14 protein-coding genes are annotated in these 15,375 nt (G+C 50.0%); 10 read left to right on the top strand and 4 right to left on the bottom strand.

Translation table 11 applies throughout. The features are described from left to right. The first annotated feature begins 2 nt into the window (after positions 1-2). From NWAT_RS10410 to NWAT_RS10395, 4 genes are read left to right on the top strand one after another with little or no spacing between them, the layout of a single operon-like run. Positions 3-716, top strand: coding sequence for a phosphoadenylyl-sulfate reductase (locus tag NWAT_RS10410; protein ID WP_013221045.1), 714 nt, complete (start codon positions 3-5; stop codon positions 714-716). A gap of 54 nt (positions 717-770) precedes the next feature. After that, the gene (cysD, locus tag NWAT_RS10405; protein ID WP_013221044.1) at positions 771-1,676 is read left to right on the top strand and encodes a sulfate adenylyltransferase subunit CysD; all 906 of its coding nucleotides are present in this window, start codon (positions 771-773) and stop codon (positions 1,674-1,676) included. Positions 1,677-1,688: 12 nt separating this feature from the next. Beyond that, positions 1,689-2,963 (top strand): sulfate adenylyltransferase subunit CysN, encoded by a 1,275-nt coding sequence (gene cysN / locus NWAT_RS10400; protein ID WP_013221043.1) that lies wholly within the window; start codon positions 1,689-1,691, stop codon positions 2,961-2,963. Positions 2,964-2,993: 30 nt separating this feature from the next. Continuing rightward, a complete protein-coding gene (locus tag NWAT_RS10395) occupies positions 2,994-3,449 on the top strand; it encodes a hypothetical protein (protein ID WP_013221042.1) in 456 nt (151 codons plus the stop codon). 46 nt (positions 3,450-3,495) lie between these two features. Here NWAT_RS10395 and NWAT_RS10390 read toward each other — a convergent pair whose 3' ends face one another. Both NWAT_RS10390 and NWAT_RS10385 read right to left on the bottom strand, forming a co-directional pair. After that, the gene (locus NWAT_RS10390) at positions 3,496-4,503 is read right to left on the bottom strand and encodes a M14 family metallopeptidase (protein ID WP_013221041.1); all 1,008 of its coding nucleotides are present in this window, start codon (positions 4,501-4,503) and stop codon (positions 3,496-3,498) included. Positions 4,504-4,526: 23 nt separating this feature from the next. Further along, positions 4,527-5,972, bottom strand: a complete 1,446-nt coding sequence (locus NWAT_RS10385) for a glutamate-cysteine ligase family protein (RefSeq protein WP_013221040.1) — start codon at positions 5,970-5,972, stop codon at positions 4,527-4,529. A 188-nt stretch (positions 5,973-6,160) separates the two neighbouring features. On the opposite strand from NWAT_RS10385, the gene NWAT_RS10380 reads away from it, so the two are divergent. The 6 genes from NWAT_RS10380 to galU all read left to right on the top strand — a co-directional run bounded on the left by NWAT_RS10380 (position 6,161) and on the right by galU (position 13,987). Then, positions 6,161-6,538, top strand: a complete 378-nt coding sequence (locus NWAT_RS10380) for a fluoride efflux transporter FluC (protein WP_013221039.1) — start codon at positions 6,161-6,163, stop codon at positions 6,536-6,538. A 10-nt stretch (positions 6,539-6,548) separates the two neighbouring features. Further along, entirely contained in the window at positions 6,549-6,890 is a 342-nt protein-coding gene (locus tag NWAT_RS10375) for a DUF190 domain-containing protein (RefSeq protein WP_013221038.1), read from the top strand. 149 nt (positions 6,891-7,039) lie between these two features. Then, on the top strand, positions 7,040-8,926 hold the full coding sequence (gene parE, locus NWAT_RS10370; protein ID WP_013221037.1) for a DNA topoisomerase IV subunit B: 1,887 nt from the start codon (positions 7,040-7,042) through the stop codon (positions 8,924-8,926). Beyond that, complete coding sequence (gene parC, locus NWAT_RS10365) at positions 8,923-11,166, top strand: DNA topoisomerase IV subunit A (protein WP_013221036.1); 2,244 nt, start codon at positions 8,923-8,925, stop codon at positions 11,164-11,166. Before parE ends, parC begins: the two co-directional genes overlap by 4 nt. 32 nt (positions 11,167-11,198) lie before the next feature. Then, positions 11,199-13,091: a polysaccharide biosynthesis protein gene (locus tag NWAT_RS10360; protein WP_013221035.1), complete on the top strand. Its 1,893-nt coding sequence runs from the start codon at positions 11,199-11,201 to the stop codon at positions 13,089-13,091. Positions 13,092-13,093: 2 nt separating this feature from the next. Then, positions 13,094-13,987: a UTP--glucose-1-phosphate uridylyltransferase GalU gene (gene galU, locus NWAT_RS10355; RefSeq protein ID WP_013221034.1), complete on the top strand. Its 894-nt coding sequence runs from the start codon at positions 13,094-13,096 to the stop codon at positions 13,985-13,987. A gap of 36 nt (positions 13,988-14,023) precedes the next feature. Here galU and sfsA read toward each other — a convergent pair whose 3' ends face one another. Both sfsA and NWAT_RS10345 read right to left on the bottom strand, forming a co-directional pair. Beyond that, complete coding sequence (sfsA, locus tag NWAT_RS10350) at positions 14,024-14,731, bottom strand: DNA/RNA nuclease SfsA (protein WP_013221033.1); 708 nt, start codon at positions 14,729-14,731, stop codon at positions 14,024-14,026. Positions 14,732-14,754: 23 nt separating this feature from the next. Beyond that, positions 14,755-15,258 (bottom strand): hypothetical protein, encoded by a 504-nt coding sequence (locus NWAT_RS10345; protein ID WP_013221032.1) that lies wholly within the window; start codon positions 15,256-15,258, stop codon positions 14,755-14,757. Positions 15,259-15,375 lie beyond the last annotated feature (117 nt).

The following is a 15,375-nucleotide window of genomic DNA, read 5'->3' as shown; positions in this document are numbered from 1 at the left end:
ATATGGACACGTTGATGAAAGAGGATTTGTTAGCAGATAAGATTGAAGCGGTTTCTTCGCTGTTGATCTCCATTGAACTCAGCTATGTCCCCGCTTGTTTTGCCTGCAGCTTTGGGATAGAAGATATGGTGCTGCTCGATCTTATCTACAAGCATGCGCCAAAGATAGAGATATTTACTTTAGATACGGGCCGTCTACCCCAGGAAACCTATGAGCTGATGCAAAAGGTTAAGGAACGCTATGCGCGGCCTGTGAATATTTATTTCCCTGAAACCCAAAAGGTGGAAGCTTATGTGGAAAAGTACGGACCTAATGGCTTTTATGAGAGCGTAGCGCTGCGTAAAGAATGTTGTAGAATTCGCAAGGTTGAACCCCTGAAACGAGCGCTTGCAGGAAAAAAAGCTTGGATTACGGGGGTGCGGCGGGGGCAATCGGTAACCCGCAAAGATCTATTACTTTCGAAATGGGATACAGATCATAAATTACAGAAATTCAATCCTCTCATTGAGTGGAGCGAGGATGAGATTTGGGATTATGTGCGCCGGTTCGACCTTCCTTATAATACGTTATACAATCAAGGCTATGCTAGCATTGGATGCGCTCCCTGTACGCGGGCGATTACTATAGGTGAAGATATCCGGGCGGGAAGGTGGTGGTGGGAAGATGCTGCTACAAAAGAATGTGGACTGCATTTAAAACGATTGTCCATTGGGTAATATTTCCCCCAAAATTTTTATAAGTTTCTGGGATTTGTCAATGAGTAGGAGATCATGAAGTCATACAGTCTGACTCATCTTAAGCAGCTTGAGGCGGAAGCTATATTTATCATGCGTGAAGTCGCAGCTACTTTCGAGCGGCCTGTACTGCTATTCTCTGGGGGCAAAGATTCTATCGTCATGGTGCGGTTAGCTCAAAAAGCCTTTTGGCCTGCTAAGCCGCCGTTTCCCTTGCTCCATATCGATACCGGGCATAATTTCCCTGAAACTTTGGCCTTTAGGGATCAACTTGTAGAGCAGATAGAGGCAAGACTCATAGTTCGAACGGTACAAGAATCCATTGACAAGGGCCGGGTGGTGGAAGAGAAAGGTCCTAATGCAAGTCGTAATAAGCTGCAAACCAACACTTTGCTTGATGCCATTGAGGAACTCAAAATCGATGCTGCTTTTGGGGGTGGCCGTCGTGATGAGGAAAAGGCCCGAGCCAAAGAAAGAATATTTTCCCACCGGGATGAGTTTGGCCAGTGGGATCCTAAAAATCAACGCCCCGAGCTATGGAGTCTATTTAATGGCCGCAAACATATGGGCGAGCATTTCCGGGTTTTTCCTTTGAGTAATTGGACCGAAATGGATGTGTGGCAATACATTGCTCAAGAGAATGTAGATATTCCCAACATCTACTTTAGCCATGAAAGGGAGATTATTCAGCGAGATGGAATGCTGCTGGCGAATTCCTCTTATCTTGTTTTAATGAGGGGAGAGACTCCGGAGCGGCGGCAGGTTCGCTGCCGAACGGTAGGAGACATGACCTGCACTGGGGTTGTCGAGTCTGAAGCGGCTACGATCGAGGATATTATCCAGGAAGTGGCTGCAGCTAGAGTAACTGAGCGTGGTGGCAGAGCTGATGATAAACGGTCGGAAGCGGCGATGGAAGATCGTAAAAGGCAAGGTTATTTTTAATATTGTAAAATTATGAGTGGATCTTCGCAGTCAAAATACCTAGAGATGGATCTGTTGCGTCTTACCACTGCTGGGAGTGTGGATGATGGTAAGAGTACGCTTATTGGTCGTCTGCTCTATGATTCCAAATCTATCTTTGAAGATCAGTTGGAGTCTATTCAAAAAAGCAGCCAGCAGCGTGGCGAGAGTCAGGTCAATTTAGCATTGCTTACCGATGGCCTGCGGGCTGAGCGGGAGCAAGGCATTACCATTGATGTGGCTTACCGTTATTTTGCTACGCCTAAACGTAAATTTATCATTGCGGATACTCCGGGGCATGTACAATATACCCGCAATATGGTTACGGGCGCCTCGACCGCTAATTTAGCGATTGTATTAGCCGATGCTCGCCATGGGGTCATTGAGCAGACTTGTCGTCATGCCTCTATTGCCTCCCTCTTAGAGCTTCCTCACCTTGTGTTGTGCATCAATAAGATGGATTTGGTGGATTATCAAGAGGAGCGATTTGAGAAAATAAAAAAAGAGTTCGAGAATTTCGCGGCCAAGCTAGATATTCCTGATATCCATTATATTCCTATTAGCGCCTTGCGAGGAGATAATGTCGTAGCAAAGTCGGAAAACATGCCATGGTACCAAGGAGGAACTTTGCTCCATACCTTGGAGAATGTGCATATTGGCAGCGATTATAATCATATTGATGGTCGTTTTCCGGTGCAATATGTAATTCGCCCCCAGTCGGATCAATACCATGATTATCGCGGCTATGCTGGGCGGATAGAGGGAGGCATCTTTCGGCCGGGGGATGAAATTACTGCGCTCCCTTCAGGGTTTTCAACCCGTATTAAATCTATTGATACCTTGGAGGGTCCAGTGGATGAGGCTTTTGCTCCAATGGCGGTGGCCTTTACCCTAGAAGATGATGTCGATATTAGCCGGGGAGATATGATTGTCAAACCTGCTAACCAACCTCAATTTACCCAAGATATTGAATTGATGGTTTGCTGGCTCAATGAGGCTCCGCTGACGCCTGGCGCCAAGTACGCTATTAAACACACGACTAAGGAGGCCCGCTGCGTAGTCAAAGAAGTGCGCTATAAGGTGGATATTACGACCTTAAGCCGGCTTGAGGACGGAGCGACGATTGGGCTCAATGATATCGGCCGAATCAAGATTAGAACGACGAGTCCGCTGTTTTTTGATAGCTACCGCAAGAACCGAGGAACGGGAAGCTTGATTCTTATCAATGAATTTACCAATGAGACTGTAGGCGCAGGAATGATTATCTAATTATTTAGGCCAGAGAAGAGCCTATGGGTTATGGATAACGGCCTTAGTAAAGTTTACGCCCTTGCGGTGTGCTTTTCTTCCCTGTTGTTGTGCAGTGCCATTACGTTAGGATTTTTCCTCTACAATATGGTTACAATCATCGCACCAAGGGTGACTATCGATCCAGTCGTAATGCACTATTACAGATCAAATGAGGCATTTCGCATCTCGCCATTTTATCCCGCCGGAGATAATAGACCAGCGCCCATTGTTATCGGACCTGGTAGTGCAATGTTGTCTCCTGCGCCAAATACAGATGAAGCCGGCAGCAGATCAGAACTAACTGATAAGGAAATCGAAACACTCCGGTCAAAGCGATTCGAGGCAAGGTTATTTAGCCACCGGGAAAAAGCTAAACAAGATATTATTCTGCAAGCAATTATTATATTGATTTCATCGAGTTTATTCATAGTGCACTGGAAGCTAGCAAAGAAATATCCATCATAAACCGCTAATTCGCAAGACAGTAACCTGGAATCCGGCAAATAAAACGTTATGAAGAGCTTGGCGGTCGCATTCTCTCCATCAGGTAGCAGAGACAGTCCTGGCGGATGATACGGATATCGCGGGTTAGCATTGAAGGCATGACGGGGCGGCGAGTCCGAAGCTCAGTACCCTTCAGATAAAAATAACGTTCGCTTATTTCTTGATCCTGCTCGTTAGTGACTGTAAGCAAGATATTACCATTCGAGGGCTGCCAACCCAAGAGTGTGTCGGCGGGCAATTCCTGAAAATTTAGCTGGTCTAGATCATCGATTAGGCGCAAATCCAAGCCATTATCATGAAAGCCAACGCGCAGTCCAGGCGGGATTCGGACTACGGCTACGGTATGGAAAAGTTCAATATCCTGTTTGAGAACGGAATGGGAGGGAAATTTAGCTAGATGCAAACAAGCAGTTAAGTATTCGTGCGCGTGAGCTACGCCTTGGGAGCTGCCCGGCTGGCCACATTCAAGCGTCACGGCCGGCCCTAGCTCCGCAAAAGCCAGAGATTGCACCCCTTGGGGGCGCACAAAGTAAATAATGGTCCGGCCAAACAGGGCCGCTAAATGGAGAAAGGGAGGAGTGAGCTTATTAACGCAGGCATAGTGAGGGTTAAGGCCAGTATTATTATGGATATCGATACTGGCAAACAAGCCAATTTTAGCCATCTCTTCATAGACTTGAGTTGCCATGGCATGTTCCGGAGTATTACCTGAAGTCCAAATTCGGTTGTAATCAGGCTGGCCGTCAAGGCGCCGGAGTCCATATCGAGCAGCGGTGATATTGCCAACGAAAAGGGATAGCGCTCGTGGTAATTCTCGATTTTGATACTGGGATAAAAGACGGCGTACCGCCTCCCAGCCGACAGGTTCATTGCCATGGAGCAACACTGAGACGAAGAGAGGAGGCTTCCGTTGCCCAGCCAGGTGAAACAGAGTTGGCCCTTCTAGTTTCTGGTAAAGTTCGTGGGCTTCCAAGTCTAATAACCCTGCGGGTATTTCATATCTTATTGTCAACATAGGTGGGTTCTTAGGCGCCTTGTCTAAACTGTCCAATCATGTACTGGATTTTCCCCTTGTTGCCGCTCCACATAAGCAGCGGTGAGGGCATCCATATCATGCCCATGAGTGGCTACATAGAGGCGCTGCCAGCGGGAACCAGTTTGGCCTGTTATAAGGCGTTGCTGGATGATTCCCAAGTAATGTTGAATATCGCTTGCATTGATCTCAAGTCGCTCAAGTCCAGAGCGGGCCAGGGGAAGCAGGTGCTCGATAAGTAATGTAGAAGCTTTTCCCCGGCTACCATCGAACCAGTGGAACTCAGCTTCTAGGCCCTGCCTGGCAGCAGCATAGAAATTGTGTCGCGCCAGAGAAAAAGCAATATTTTCCTCGGGGGGATCTTCCTTCTCTATTAAGGCGCTCATCATACCGATAAATAAGGCTGCATTAGCAATAGTATCCAGGATGCTGGGACCTGCGGGAATTACGCGGTGCTCAAGTCTCAGATGTGGCCTACTCTGAGCATCGAAGCCAATGAGTGGCCGATTCCAACGCCAGATGGTGCCGTTGTGAAGGCACAGATGGGCAAGTTTCTCCGGGGGTTCATCGAACAAAACGGGCAAGATCACGGGGAAGTGATTTTGGTTTTCCTGAAAGCATTCTAGCAGAGATTCCCTGATATATCCGGATCCGAAAGATACTCGCTTAAGATTGTCCTTCTCGGAGCCCTTATGATCTCCTACAGAGACGGATTGTTCAAACAAAGGGATGCGGGTTTCTTCCCATAGATCTTTGCCAAATAAGAAGGGGGAATTACTGGAGACGGCCACCATGGGGCCTGAAAGGATGGCGGCTGCGTTAAAATAGCGAGCGGCATTGCGGGCGGGTAACTGAAGATGGAGCTGAAAAGATGTGGTTGCTGCTTCTAACATCACGTTATTGTGGGCAGTACGTAGGTGATCTTTCCCCTTAATATCGATACATAGCGGGCGATGGTGGCGCAGCCGCAAGACTTGCTCATTGAGGGCTCGATAGCGAGAGAGATTGGACATCTGCTGAAGGGATAGATCCGCTTCTCTAAGGCTAGGTAATATTCCAATCATCATCAGTTCGCAGCCTAATAAACGGGCCTGGTTGCGGCACTGGCGGCAGATTTGTTTCAGATCTTCTTCCAGGCGTTTAAAGACATCGCCGGATAAGCTTTCAGGAGGACTATTCAGCTCCACATTAAAACTGGCTAGCTCAGGCACGACCAAGGGATTATCAAGTGCCTGCAAAAAACGCTCATTGATGGGAGCAGGCCGAAAGTTATTATCGACTAGCCACGCTTCAAGCTCGTATCCGATTCTCCGTTCATAAGCAAAATGATCTTGCGTCAGCCAGTGACCTACGAGCTGGGTTTCTGTATTAAGGTGTTCGGTAAATTTTTTAAAGTCCTCTGGACTAAAGTGGCTGGAAGGGATTTCGCTGCCCATGATATCGCTGCCCATGAGATAAAGGAAGAATAGTTAACTTTAGCTTAAACTCGGCCGGTGATCATCATAATGAATAGAGACCTTATAGCAGAGTTGCCTAAATTGGAGTGGATAGTGGCTTTGTTTTCCATGGACGAAGCAGAATCGGATGAAGATAATTATAGGATATGTTGTTGGTAAAGATCTCTTGGAGAGCGTAAATTATGTGGCAAAAATTCGCTTGGATAGCTTTAGCCGGGGCTGGAGGCACTCTTTCCCGCTATGCCCTTTCGGGGCTAGTACAGAAACTATGGGGCGCAAGCTTTCCTTGGGGAACGTGGGTAGTGAATGGGCTAGGTTGCTTTCTGTTCGGTATGGTTTGGGCGCTGGCGGAGGATCGGTTGCTTATTACGGGTGAAATTCGTTTTATTGTGCTGACTGGTTTTATGGGGGCATTTACCACGTTTTCCACCTTTGCTTTTGAGACGAGTCAGTTTTTGCGGGATTCTGAGTGGCTATTAGCGGCCGTCCACCTCATTGGCCAAAATAGTTTGGGCCTGGTGTGCGTGTTTCTCGGTTTTGCTATAAGTCAAAACATTTAGGGAGGCAGCAGTGAAGCAACCATCGGAAGCCGAGTTGCTCCGCGTTTTCATTGGAGAAAGCGATAAATATCAGGGGCGGCCATTATATGAAATTGTTGTGGAAGAGGCGCGCCGTTGTGGCTTGGCCGGAGCCACTGTTCTGCGTGGAACCTTAGGATTTGGCGCCAGTAGCCGCATCCATACGGCAAAAATCCTCCGCCTTTCGGAAGACTTGCCCATGGTGATTGAGATCGTGGATCAGCCGGAGCGAATCGCCAGATTCTTGCCTGAATTGGATAGCCTTATTGAGGAGGGGCTGGTAACCCTAGAACCAGTGCAAGTGATTGTCTATCGTCATAGCCATCCAGAATAAGGTAAGGTAATGAGATCGTTGAGTAGCTCTTGGGGTTGTGGCTGGCCAGTAAAAATGGTTTCTGCCCTTTCCGGGTAATGTGAAAATAAAATAAATGGATAAATAATCCTATCTTAACTAAAGATAGGAGGAATTTATATGCAAAAAGTATGAGTGGAAATTATAATGCCGCCGCGATAGAAGTACTGACGGGCTTGGACCCGGTACGCAAGCGGCCAGGAATGTATACCGATACCCAACGGCCTAATCATTTAGCCCAGGAGGTCATTGATAATAGCGTCGATGAGGCCATTGCGGGGTTTGCTACCCATATCGATGTCGTGCTTCAATCAGATGGCTCCTTAACGGTGCGCGATGATGGCCGGGGAATGCCGGTGGATCTGCATCCAGAGGAGCGGTTGCCAGGGATAGAAGTGATTCTTTCCCGGCTCCATGCGGGCGGTAAATTCTCTTCTAAGAGTTATCGCTTTGCGGGGGGGTTGCATGGGGTAGGGGTTTCAGTGGTGAACGCCCTTTCCTCGCGCCTGGAGGTTTGGGTACGGCGCGATAGTTGCGAATATCATATCGCTTTTGCTAATGGCGAACGGGTTTCGGCTTTAAGGGCGATCAATAAGGTAGGTAAGCGTAGCACCGGTACCGTACTGCGTTTTTGGCCAGATCCGGCGTTTTTTGACACGCCCAAGTTCTCCGTAGCACGGCTTAAGCATATTTTGCGTGCCAAGGCGGTGCTGTGTCCTGGCCTTCAGGTAACTTTTAGCGATGTTGTTACCGGTGAGGCGGCCAATTGGCGCTATCAAGAGGGACTTTTAGCTTATCTCAGAGATGAGCTAGGAGCGCTATCGTACTTGCCTGACCCTCCTTTTACCGGAGAAATGCAAGGTAATACTGAAGAAGTCTGCTGGGCGTTTACTTGGTTGCCTGAGGGGGGTGAGGTGGTGGCGGAAAGCTACGTTAATTTGATTCCAACGCCCCAAGGAGGTACTCATGTCAATGGCTTGCGGGGGGGGGTATTGGAGGCCGTGCGAGAGTTTTGTGAGTTTCGGAATCTTCTGCCAAAGGGTGTAAAACTGGCCCCTGATGATGTTTGGGAGCGAGTGAGTTATGTACTTTCGGTGAAACTTCTCGACCCTCAGTTTTCCGGGCAAACTAAAGAACGCCTATCTTCCCGGGAATGCGCTAGCTTTGTTGCTGGAGTCGTCAAGGATTCTTTTAGCCTGTGGCTTAACCAGCATGTGGCCATTGGAGAAGCGATTGCAGAATTAGCAATTGACAATGCCCAGCGGCGTTTACGCCAGGCTAAAAAGGTGGTTCGCAAGCGTATCCAAGCCGGTCCTGCACTGCCAGGAAAATTAGCGGACTGCACCAGTCAAGAGGTAAGCCTTACGGAGCTTTTTCTGGTGGAGGGAGATTCTGCTGGCGGCAGTGCGAAGCAGGGGCGGGATAGGGAGTTTCAAGCCATCATGCCCCTTCGTGGGAAAATCCTCAATACCTGGGAGATAGATTCAGCCCAGGTGTTAGCTTCCCAGGAAGTGCATAATATTGCGGTTGCGCTGGGGGTAGATCCCGGCTCGGATAAGCTTGATAGTTTACGCTACGGTAAAATCTGTATTCTTGCCGATGCCGATTCCGATGGCGCTCATATTGCTGCCTTGCTTTCGGCGTTATTCTTACGGCATTTTCGGCCGCTGGTTGAGGCAGGCCACATTTATGTGGCGATGCCGCCCCTTTATCGCATCGATGTCGGCAAGCGCGTTTTCTATGCCCTTGACGGGGCGGAACGGCAAGGAGTGCTCGATCGGATTGCCGCCGAAAAAATTAAAGGAAAAATTAATATCCAGCGTTTTAAAGGGTTGGGGGAGATGAACCCCATGCAGTTGCGGGAGACTACCATGGCGCCAGAGACGCGGCGATTAGTGCGTTTGACGGTGACTCCCGAGGATGATCCGGAGCCGTTGCTGGATCGGTTGTTAGCCAAGCGCCGTGCCGCGGATCGCAGGCGATGGCTGGAAGAAAGCGGTAATTTGGCCGAGCTATGAATATTTCCACCAATCTCGATATTGAAGAACGGCCACTGGGAGAGTTTGCCGAAAAAGCGTACCTGGATTATTCCATGTACGTCATTTTGGACCGAGCGCTCCCCCATCTTGGAGATGGGTTAAAGCCGGTACAACGCCGTATCATTTACGCCATGTCTGAACTGGGATTGTCAGCCAGCGCTAAATATAAAAAATCGGCCCGTACCGTTGGAGATGTGCTAGGGAAATATCATCCCCATGGAGATAGTGCTTGTTACGAAGCCATGGTACTGATGGCCCAACAATTCTCCTATCGTTATCCCCTGATAGCAGGGCAGGGCAATTGGGGCTCGCCGGATGATCCTAAATCCTTTGCCGCCATGCGCTACACGGAGGCGCGCTTAGCGCCCTTCGCCGAGTTATTGTTAGCGGAAGTTGGGCAAGGAACCGTCAATTGGACGCCGAACTTCGATGGCACCTTGCAGGAACCGCGCCTGCTCCCGGCACGAGTTCCCCATGTATTGCTTAATGGCACTATGGGGATTGCGGTAGGGATGGCCACGGATATTCCTCCCCATAATCTCCATGAAGTAGCTGCTGCTTGCCTGCATTTATTGCAATGTCCGAATGCAACTGTAGCGGAATTGTGCGAGTACCTCCCAGGGCCGGACTATCCCACGGAGGCGGAAATCATTACGCCATCGGCAGCCCTGGTTAAGATGTATGAGACAGGACAGGGAAGCGTGCGCTTACGCGCCCGATATAGGGTGGAGCAGGGCAATATTGTGGTTAATGCTTTGCCGCATCAAGTTTCAGGGGCACGCGTTTTAGAGCAAATTGCTCAGCAAATGCAGGCTAAAAAACTGCCGATGCTGGCAGACCTGCGGGATGAATCCGATCATGAAAATCCCACTCGTTTGGTTTTGGTACCCCATGCTCGCCGAATAGAAGTGGAGACGGTAATGTCCCATCTATTTGCGACCACGGATCTGGAACGCAGCTACCGGGTCAACTTCAATGTCATCGGCCTAGATGGTCGACCCCAGGTGAAAAACCTTCGTGATCTGTTGGGGGAATGGTTCCATTTTCGAATTGGAACCCTGCGCCGCCGTTTCCAGTATCGTTTAGAGAAGGTAGAGGATCGCCTGCAAGTTTTAGCAGGCTTGCTGATTGCTTATCTAAATATTGATGAAGTGGTTGCTATCATTCGGAATGAAGAGGTGCCAAAGCCGGTTTTGATAGCACGATTTAAACTCTCGGATCGCCAAGCAGAGGCTATTTTAGAACTTAAACTCCGTTATTTAGCTCGATTGGAAGAGACCAAAATTCAAGCTGAAAATAAGGCGCTGGCGGCGGAACGCAAGCGGCTCGAGAAAATGTTAGGTTCAGAGTCCCGGATAAAAGATTTATTGCGCCAGGAATTACTAGCGGATACGGAAAAATTTGGTGATGCCCGCCGCTCACCCATTGTTGAACGGCCCTCTGCCACGGCGTTAGATCAGCAAAGCTTACTGCCGGCAGAGCTTATTACTGTGGTTTTATCTGAGAAGGGCTGGGTGCGGGCGGCCAAAAGCCAGGATGTCAATCCCGCAGCGCTTAGCTACCGCACCGGTGATAGCTACCGAGCTTCTGCTCGTGGCCGCAGCAATCAGCCGGCGGTATTTTTAGACTCCACCGGTCGTAGCTATACTTTACCTGCACATGGCTTACCTTCGGCTCGAGGACAAGGAGAACCCTTGAGTGGGCACCTCCAGGTTGCTCCAGGGGCGGAATTCGTTGCCATATTATTAGCTGAGCCAGAAGAGTTCTACCTCATGGCCAGTAATATGGGCTATGGTTTTCTGTGCCAAGCACGGCATTTATACACCAAAAACCGAGCGGGCAAGGCGGTGTTAAATGTATCTGCGGGGGCAAAAGCCCTTCCTCCGGTACCAGTGGTAGATAGAGAGCTCGATCAAGTGGCGGTTGCGACGAATGTTGGCCGGCTGCTATTGTTTCCACTTCGAGATCTTCCTTTTATCGCTCGTGGCAAGGGGGTAAAACTGATCAACATTTCATCGACCCGCTTTGCCCAGGGGCAGGAGGCAGTGCGTGCCTTGGCTGTTATCTCCCAGGGGGGAGCGCTGCAAGTTTTTGCGGGGCGTCGGCATTTAACGCTCAAGTCAGAGGATTTGGAACCCTATCAGGGGGAACGGGCACGGCGTGGCCTTACTTTGCCGCGAGGCTTCCAACAGGTGGAGCGAATGGTCCCAATAGGGTGATTTTCCCCCATGAGAAAGTGAGGGGTTAAGCTGTGCCAAAGCGTGGAATCGGCCCTTTTTTGCAGGCCCAAAAGCGGCGGGCCGTGGTTATTGTGCATGATGTTACTGCCGTCTGTTTGGCCTGGGTGCTAAGCTATCTTATTCGTTACAATTTGTCGCCTTATTGGGTGGACTGGGAGACTTGTCTCAGTACCTTGCCGGTGATCGTGGTGGTCCAAAGCATCGTTTTGATTTGGATAGGGCTTTATCGGGGCTTGTGGCGTTTTGCAAGTATTCCTGATTTATTAAATATCATTCGCGCCGTAGGTTACGGGGCCCTTTTAGTTGCGCTAACGCTTTTTCTTATCAACCGTCTTAACGGTGTACCCCGCAGTGTATTGATGCTTTATCCTGTCTTTTCTTTGCTTTTGCTAGCCGGTCCCCGGCTTGCTTATCGGGTGTGGAAAGATCGCCGTCTTACCTTGGCCTCAAATCCTCACCGAAAACGAGTCCTGATTTTAGGGGCTGGTCGTGCCGGTGATTTGCTGGTCCGCGATATGCTTGTGGAGGGTCACTACTTGCCGGTGGCTTTTCTAGATGATCGGCCTGATCTGATAGGCCGGCAAGTGCGAGGAATTCCGGTCGTGGGGTTGTTAGCACAATTGCCTGCCAAGGTGGGGGAGATGGCCGCAGATGTGGTAGTGATTGCGATGCCTTCTGCTAATAATCGGCAGATGCGTCGTGCTGTTTCGCTCTGCGAGCAGGCACAGGTATCTTATCGGACTTTACCCCGCCTGCAAGATTTGGTTGCGGGTCGGGCAAGCATCAAGGAGCTTCGAGAGGTTGCTATTGATGATTTGCTGGGGCGGGATGAAATATTTTTGGATTGGGATTATATCCGCCAGGATTTGGAAGCCAAATCCCTGCTAGTCAGCGGCGGAGGAGGATCGATCGGCTCCGAGCTTTGCCGGCAATTAGGGCGCCTTGGGCCAGCTTCTCTTGTTGTCATCGATAATAGCGAGTATAAGCTCTATCGTCTCGAGCAGGAGTTGCGGCGGAAACTTCCGGCTCTCAATCTCCATGCTTATTTATGTGATGTGCGTGATGAAGCTGGCGTGAAGGAGATCCTGGCGTGTCATTCACCAGAGGTGGTGTTTCATGCAGCAGCTTATAAGCATGTACCTCTCCTAGAGAGGCAGATACGGCAGGCCGTGCGGAACAATGTTTTTGGAACCCGCTGTTTAGCCGAGGCGGCAAGGCAAGCAGGTTGTGGAACTTTCGTCCTGATTTCAACCGACAAAGCGGTTAATCCAACCAGTGTGATGGGCGCCAGCAAGCGGGTTGCGGAACTTCTCTGCCAAGATCTTAATCGACACAGCCAAACTCGGTTTATCGTTGTGCGTTTTGGCAATGTGCTTGGATCAGCAGGGAGCGTAGTGCCGTTATTTCAGGCCCAAATTGCCGCCGGTGGGCCGGTCACGGTGACCCATCCTGAAATGACCCGCTATTTTATGACTATTCCCGAAGCATGCCACCTGATTACCCAAGCCGCTATGATAGGCAAGGGAGGGGAAATATTCGTCTTGGATATGGGCGAGTCGGTTAAAATTATCGAGCTTGCTGAGCAAATGATCCGTCTTTCTGGCCAGGAACCGGAGGTGGAGATCATTTATACGGGGCTGAGACCAGGGGAAAAGCTTCATGAGGAATTATTTTATGCCCATGAATCTCCCGTCCCTACCCCATCGCCGAAGATACTGCTAGCGCGGCATGGTGCTACTGACTGGAGGCGATTGGAAAGCGGATTGGATGAGTTAGAAAAAGCCTGTGAGCTGGGAGAGGAATGGCAGGTGAAGCAGGTGTTAGGGCGCCTATTGCCGGAGGTGAGGGTAGAGGCTGAATTGCAACAGGTGGGTTCTAAAGCAATCGCAATCAACAGGAGTTAATGATGACAAAACCCATTACTAAGGTTGTATTCCCTGTGGCGGGGCTGGGGACTCGTTTCCTTCCCGCGACCAAAGCAAATCCGAAAGAGATGCTGCCAATCGTCGATAAGCCGCTCATTCAGTATGCGGTTGAAGAGGCGGTTGAGGCAGGGATTAAGGTGATGGTTTTTGTGACCGGGCGAAATAAGCGCCCGATCCCTGATCATTTCGATATGGCTTATGAACTTGAAGCAGAATTGGAAAGACGCGGCAAAAACAAGCTACTCAAATTGGTGCAAGACATTATTCCTAAGGATGTGACCTGCGTTTATATTCGTCAGGAGGAGACGTTGGGGTTGGGGCATGCGGTGCTCTGTGCCGCACCAGTCGTAGGCGAGGAGCCCTTTGCGGTGATCCTTGCCGACGATCTGATTGATGCCGGGACGGAGGGATGCCTCTCCCAAATGGTAAAGCAATTTAGTAAGCACCGTTGCAGCCTCGTGGGAGTAGAAGAGGTGGCTTCTGATAGCACCGATCAATACGGTATTATTCAGCCTGGCTTGGCGGAGGGCCGGGAGTACAAGGTGGAAGGAATTGTCGAGAAGCCTAAACCGGCAGAGGCGCCTTCATCTCTAGCGGTGGTGGGCCGTTATATTTTAACCCCCCGCATTTTTAGTCTCTTAGAGGCTACCCCTCACGGAGTTGGAGGCGAAATTCAATTGACTGATGCCCTTGCCACTTTATTGAGCGAGGAGTATATGTTTGCTTATCGCTTTGAAGGTAAGCGCTATGATTGTGGCAGTAAATTGGGCTACCTTCAGGCCACGGTGGAGTATGGCCTCAAGCATGCGGAGCTAGGTGATTCCTTCAGAGACTATTTGCGCCATCTGGTTGCTCAGGCCCAGTCCCCGCTTTGATTGAATTGTCATAACTTAGGGAAAGGCCGCTGTTTGCTATAAGCGGATAGGCAGCGGCTGAGTGACTTGAATACCTTGGGGCGTTACTTGGCAGGCATAGGCCAGTATTTCGACTCCTTGCTTGATTGCGGAGCGGAGTTTAGCGCCATAGCGGGGATCAATATCATCAGCGGGGGTAAAGCAGTGGCAGTCCTCCCGCTGCACGAGATAGAAGATGACCGCTCGCTGGCGGGGGGAACATACAGTAGCGGTCAAGTCATCTAGGTGCTTGGCGCCACGGGTAGTGACAGCATCAGGGAAGCAGGCCGCCCCATCGCGTTCCCTGAGGGTGACGCTTTTGACTTCCACGTAACAGCACTGCTGGGTAGAAGGATCTTCCAGGAGAAGATCGATCCGGGAGTTTTTACTGTAGCGGACTTCCTGGCGGATTTTTCCATAGCCTAAGAGTCGGGATATCTTCCCTGTCGCGAGGGCTTCTTTTGTCAAAATGTTAGCGCGGCCCGTATGCACGCCCACCAGGCTGGTATCAGCGTCCACTAGCTCTAGCGTGTAAGCAAGTTTGCGGCGGGGGTTGCTGGCGCGGGAGACGTAAACTTTCAGCCCCGGTTCGGCTAATCCTCGCATTGATCCCGTATTGGGGCAGTGGGCTACGATGAGTTCGCCGGCCTCAAGCTCTACTTCAGCAAAAAATCGCTGGTAGCGGCGGCGTAATGTACCGGGCAACAATGGTTGCTCAAAGTTCATGGGATAAGCTTAAACAGTTTCGTTTAATGGCTGGCTTGGGTAGCTTCTATAAACTCTTTCACTGCGTCAGCAATATAATTTCGGAGGCGAGGTAGTGTCCCGCTTCTGAGAAAACCGCTGCGGCCCGTGGACGACCAGATGGTTACTGGAGCAAGGGGTCCATGGGGACCGGCTAATTGGAGTTTCTGAATTAGTTTAACCGAGAGGGCGTAGGAGTAACCCAAATAGGATCGCACCAGATCTAGCTTTACCCGCAATAAGGCAGTATCGGGAGAGTCCCCGATTTCTTCAACGGGCACTACCTTAAATCCCGCCTTTTTTAATTGCTGCGCGACATGTTGGGCGAGTGCCGTCTCATCTAAGCCATAACGCCTGTAGTCTTGATTAATCTCGCTAACCTCCACTCCCAGGGTTTGTATTCCGCGAGGCGGAGCGGATAAGCTTAAAACTTCGGCGGCATTAATATTCCCAAGAGCCGCAGTTAAAATGAGTAGTGTTAGAAGTTGTGACAAGGATTGAAGGGACATGGTGAAAATACTCTCTATGGCTATTTGGAAGGGATGGATTTAGCTACGCTCAATAAATTTAATTTAAGAAAAATTAAGCTGACTAGCTTCCTTTTTGCATGGGCGAGGCAGGATAAC

It is taken from the genome of Nitrosococcus watsonii C-113 (genome assembly GCF_000143085.1).
GTDB classification, from domain to species: domain Bacteria; phylum Pseudomonadota; class Gammaproteobacteria; order Nitrosococcales; family Nitrosococcaceae; genus Nitrosococcus; species Nitrosococcus watsonii.
Note: the sequence above shows the minus strand (reverse complement) of the source record. Positions and strands in the feature narration are given on the sequence as shown.

Bases quoted from the DNA above. Each gene is read 5' to 3' on its own strand.
- cysD (WP_013221044.1), top strand. From the start codon at position 771: ATGAAGTCATACAGTCTGACTCATCTTAAGCAGCTTGAGGCGGAAGCT.
- sfsA (WP_013221033.1), bottom strand. From the start codon at position 14,731: ATGAACTTTGAGCAACCATTGTTGCCCGGTACATTACGCCGCCGCTAC.
- NWAT_RS10395 (WP_013221042.1), top strand. From the start codon at position 2,994: ATGGATAACGGCCTTAGTAAAGTTTACGCCCTTGCGGTGTGCTTTTCT.
- NWAT_RS10390 (WP_013221041.1), bottom strand. From the start codon at position 4,503: ATGTTGACAATAAGATATGAAATACCCGCAGGGTTATTAGACTTGGAA.
- NWAT_RS10385 (WP_013221040.1), bottom strand. From the start codon at position 5,972: ATGGGCAGCGATATCATGGGCAGCGAAATCCCTTCCAGCCACTTTAGT.
- galU (WP_013221034.1), top strand. From the start codon at position 13,094: ATGACAAAACCCATTACTAAGGTTGTATTCCCTGTGGCGGGGCTGGGG.
- NWAT_RS10380 (WP_013221039.1), top strand. From the start codon at position 6,161: ATGTGGCAAAAATTCGCTTGGATAGCTTTAGCCGGGGCTGGAGGCACT.
- NWAT_RS10345 (WP_013221032.1), bottom strand. From the start codon at position 15,258: ATGTCCCTTCAATCCTTGTCACAACTTCTAACACTACTCATTTTAACT.
- cysN (WP_013221043.1), top strand. From the start codon at position 1,689: ATGAGTGGATCTTCGCAGTCAAAATACCTAGAGATGGATCTGTTGCGT.
- parE (WP_013221037.1), top strand. From the start codon at position 7,040: ATGAGTGGAAATTATAATGCCGCCGCGATAGAAGTACTGACGGGCTTG.
- NWAT_RS10410 (WP_013221045.1), top strand. From the start codon at position 3: ATGGACACGTTGATGAAAGAGGATTTGTTAGCAGATAAGATTGAAGCG.
- parC (WP_013221036.1), top strand. From the start codon at position 8,923: ATGAATATTTCCACCAATCTCGATATTGAAGAACGGCCACTGGGAGAG.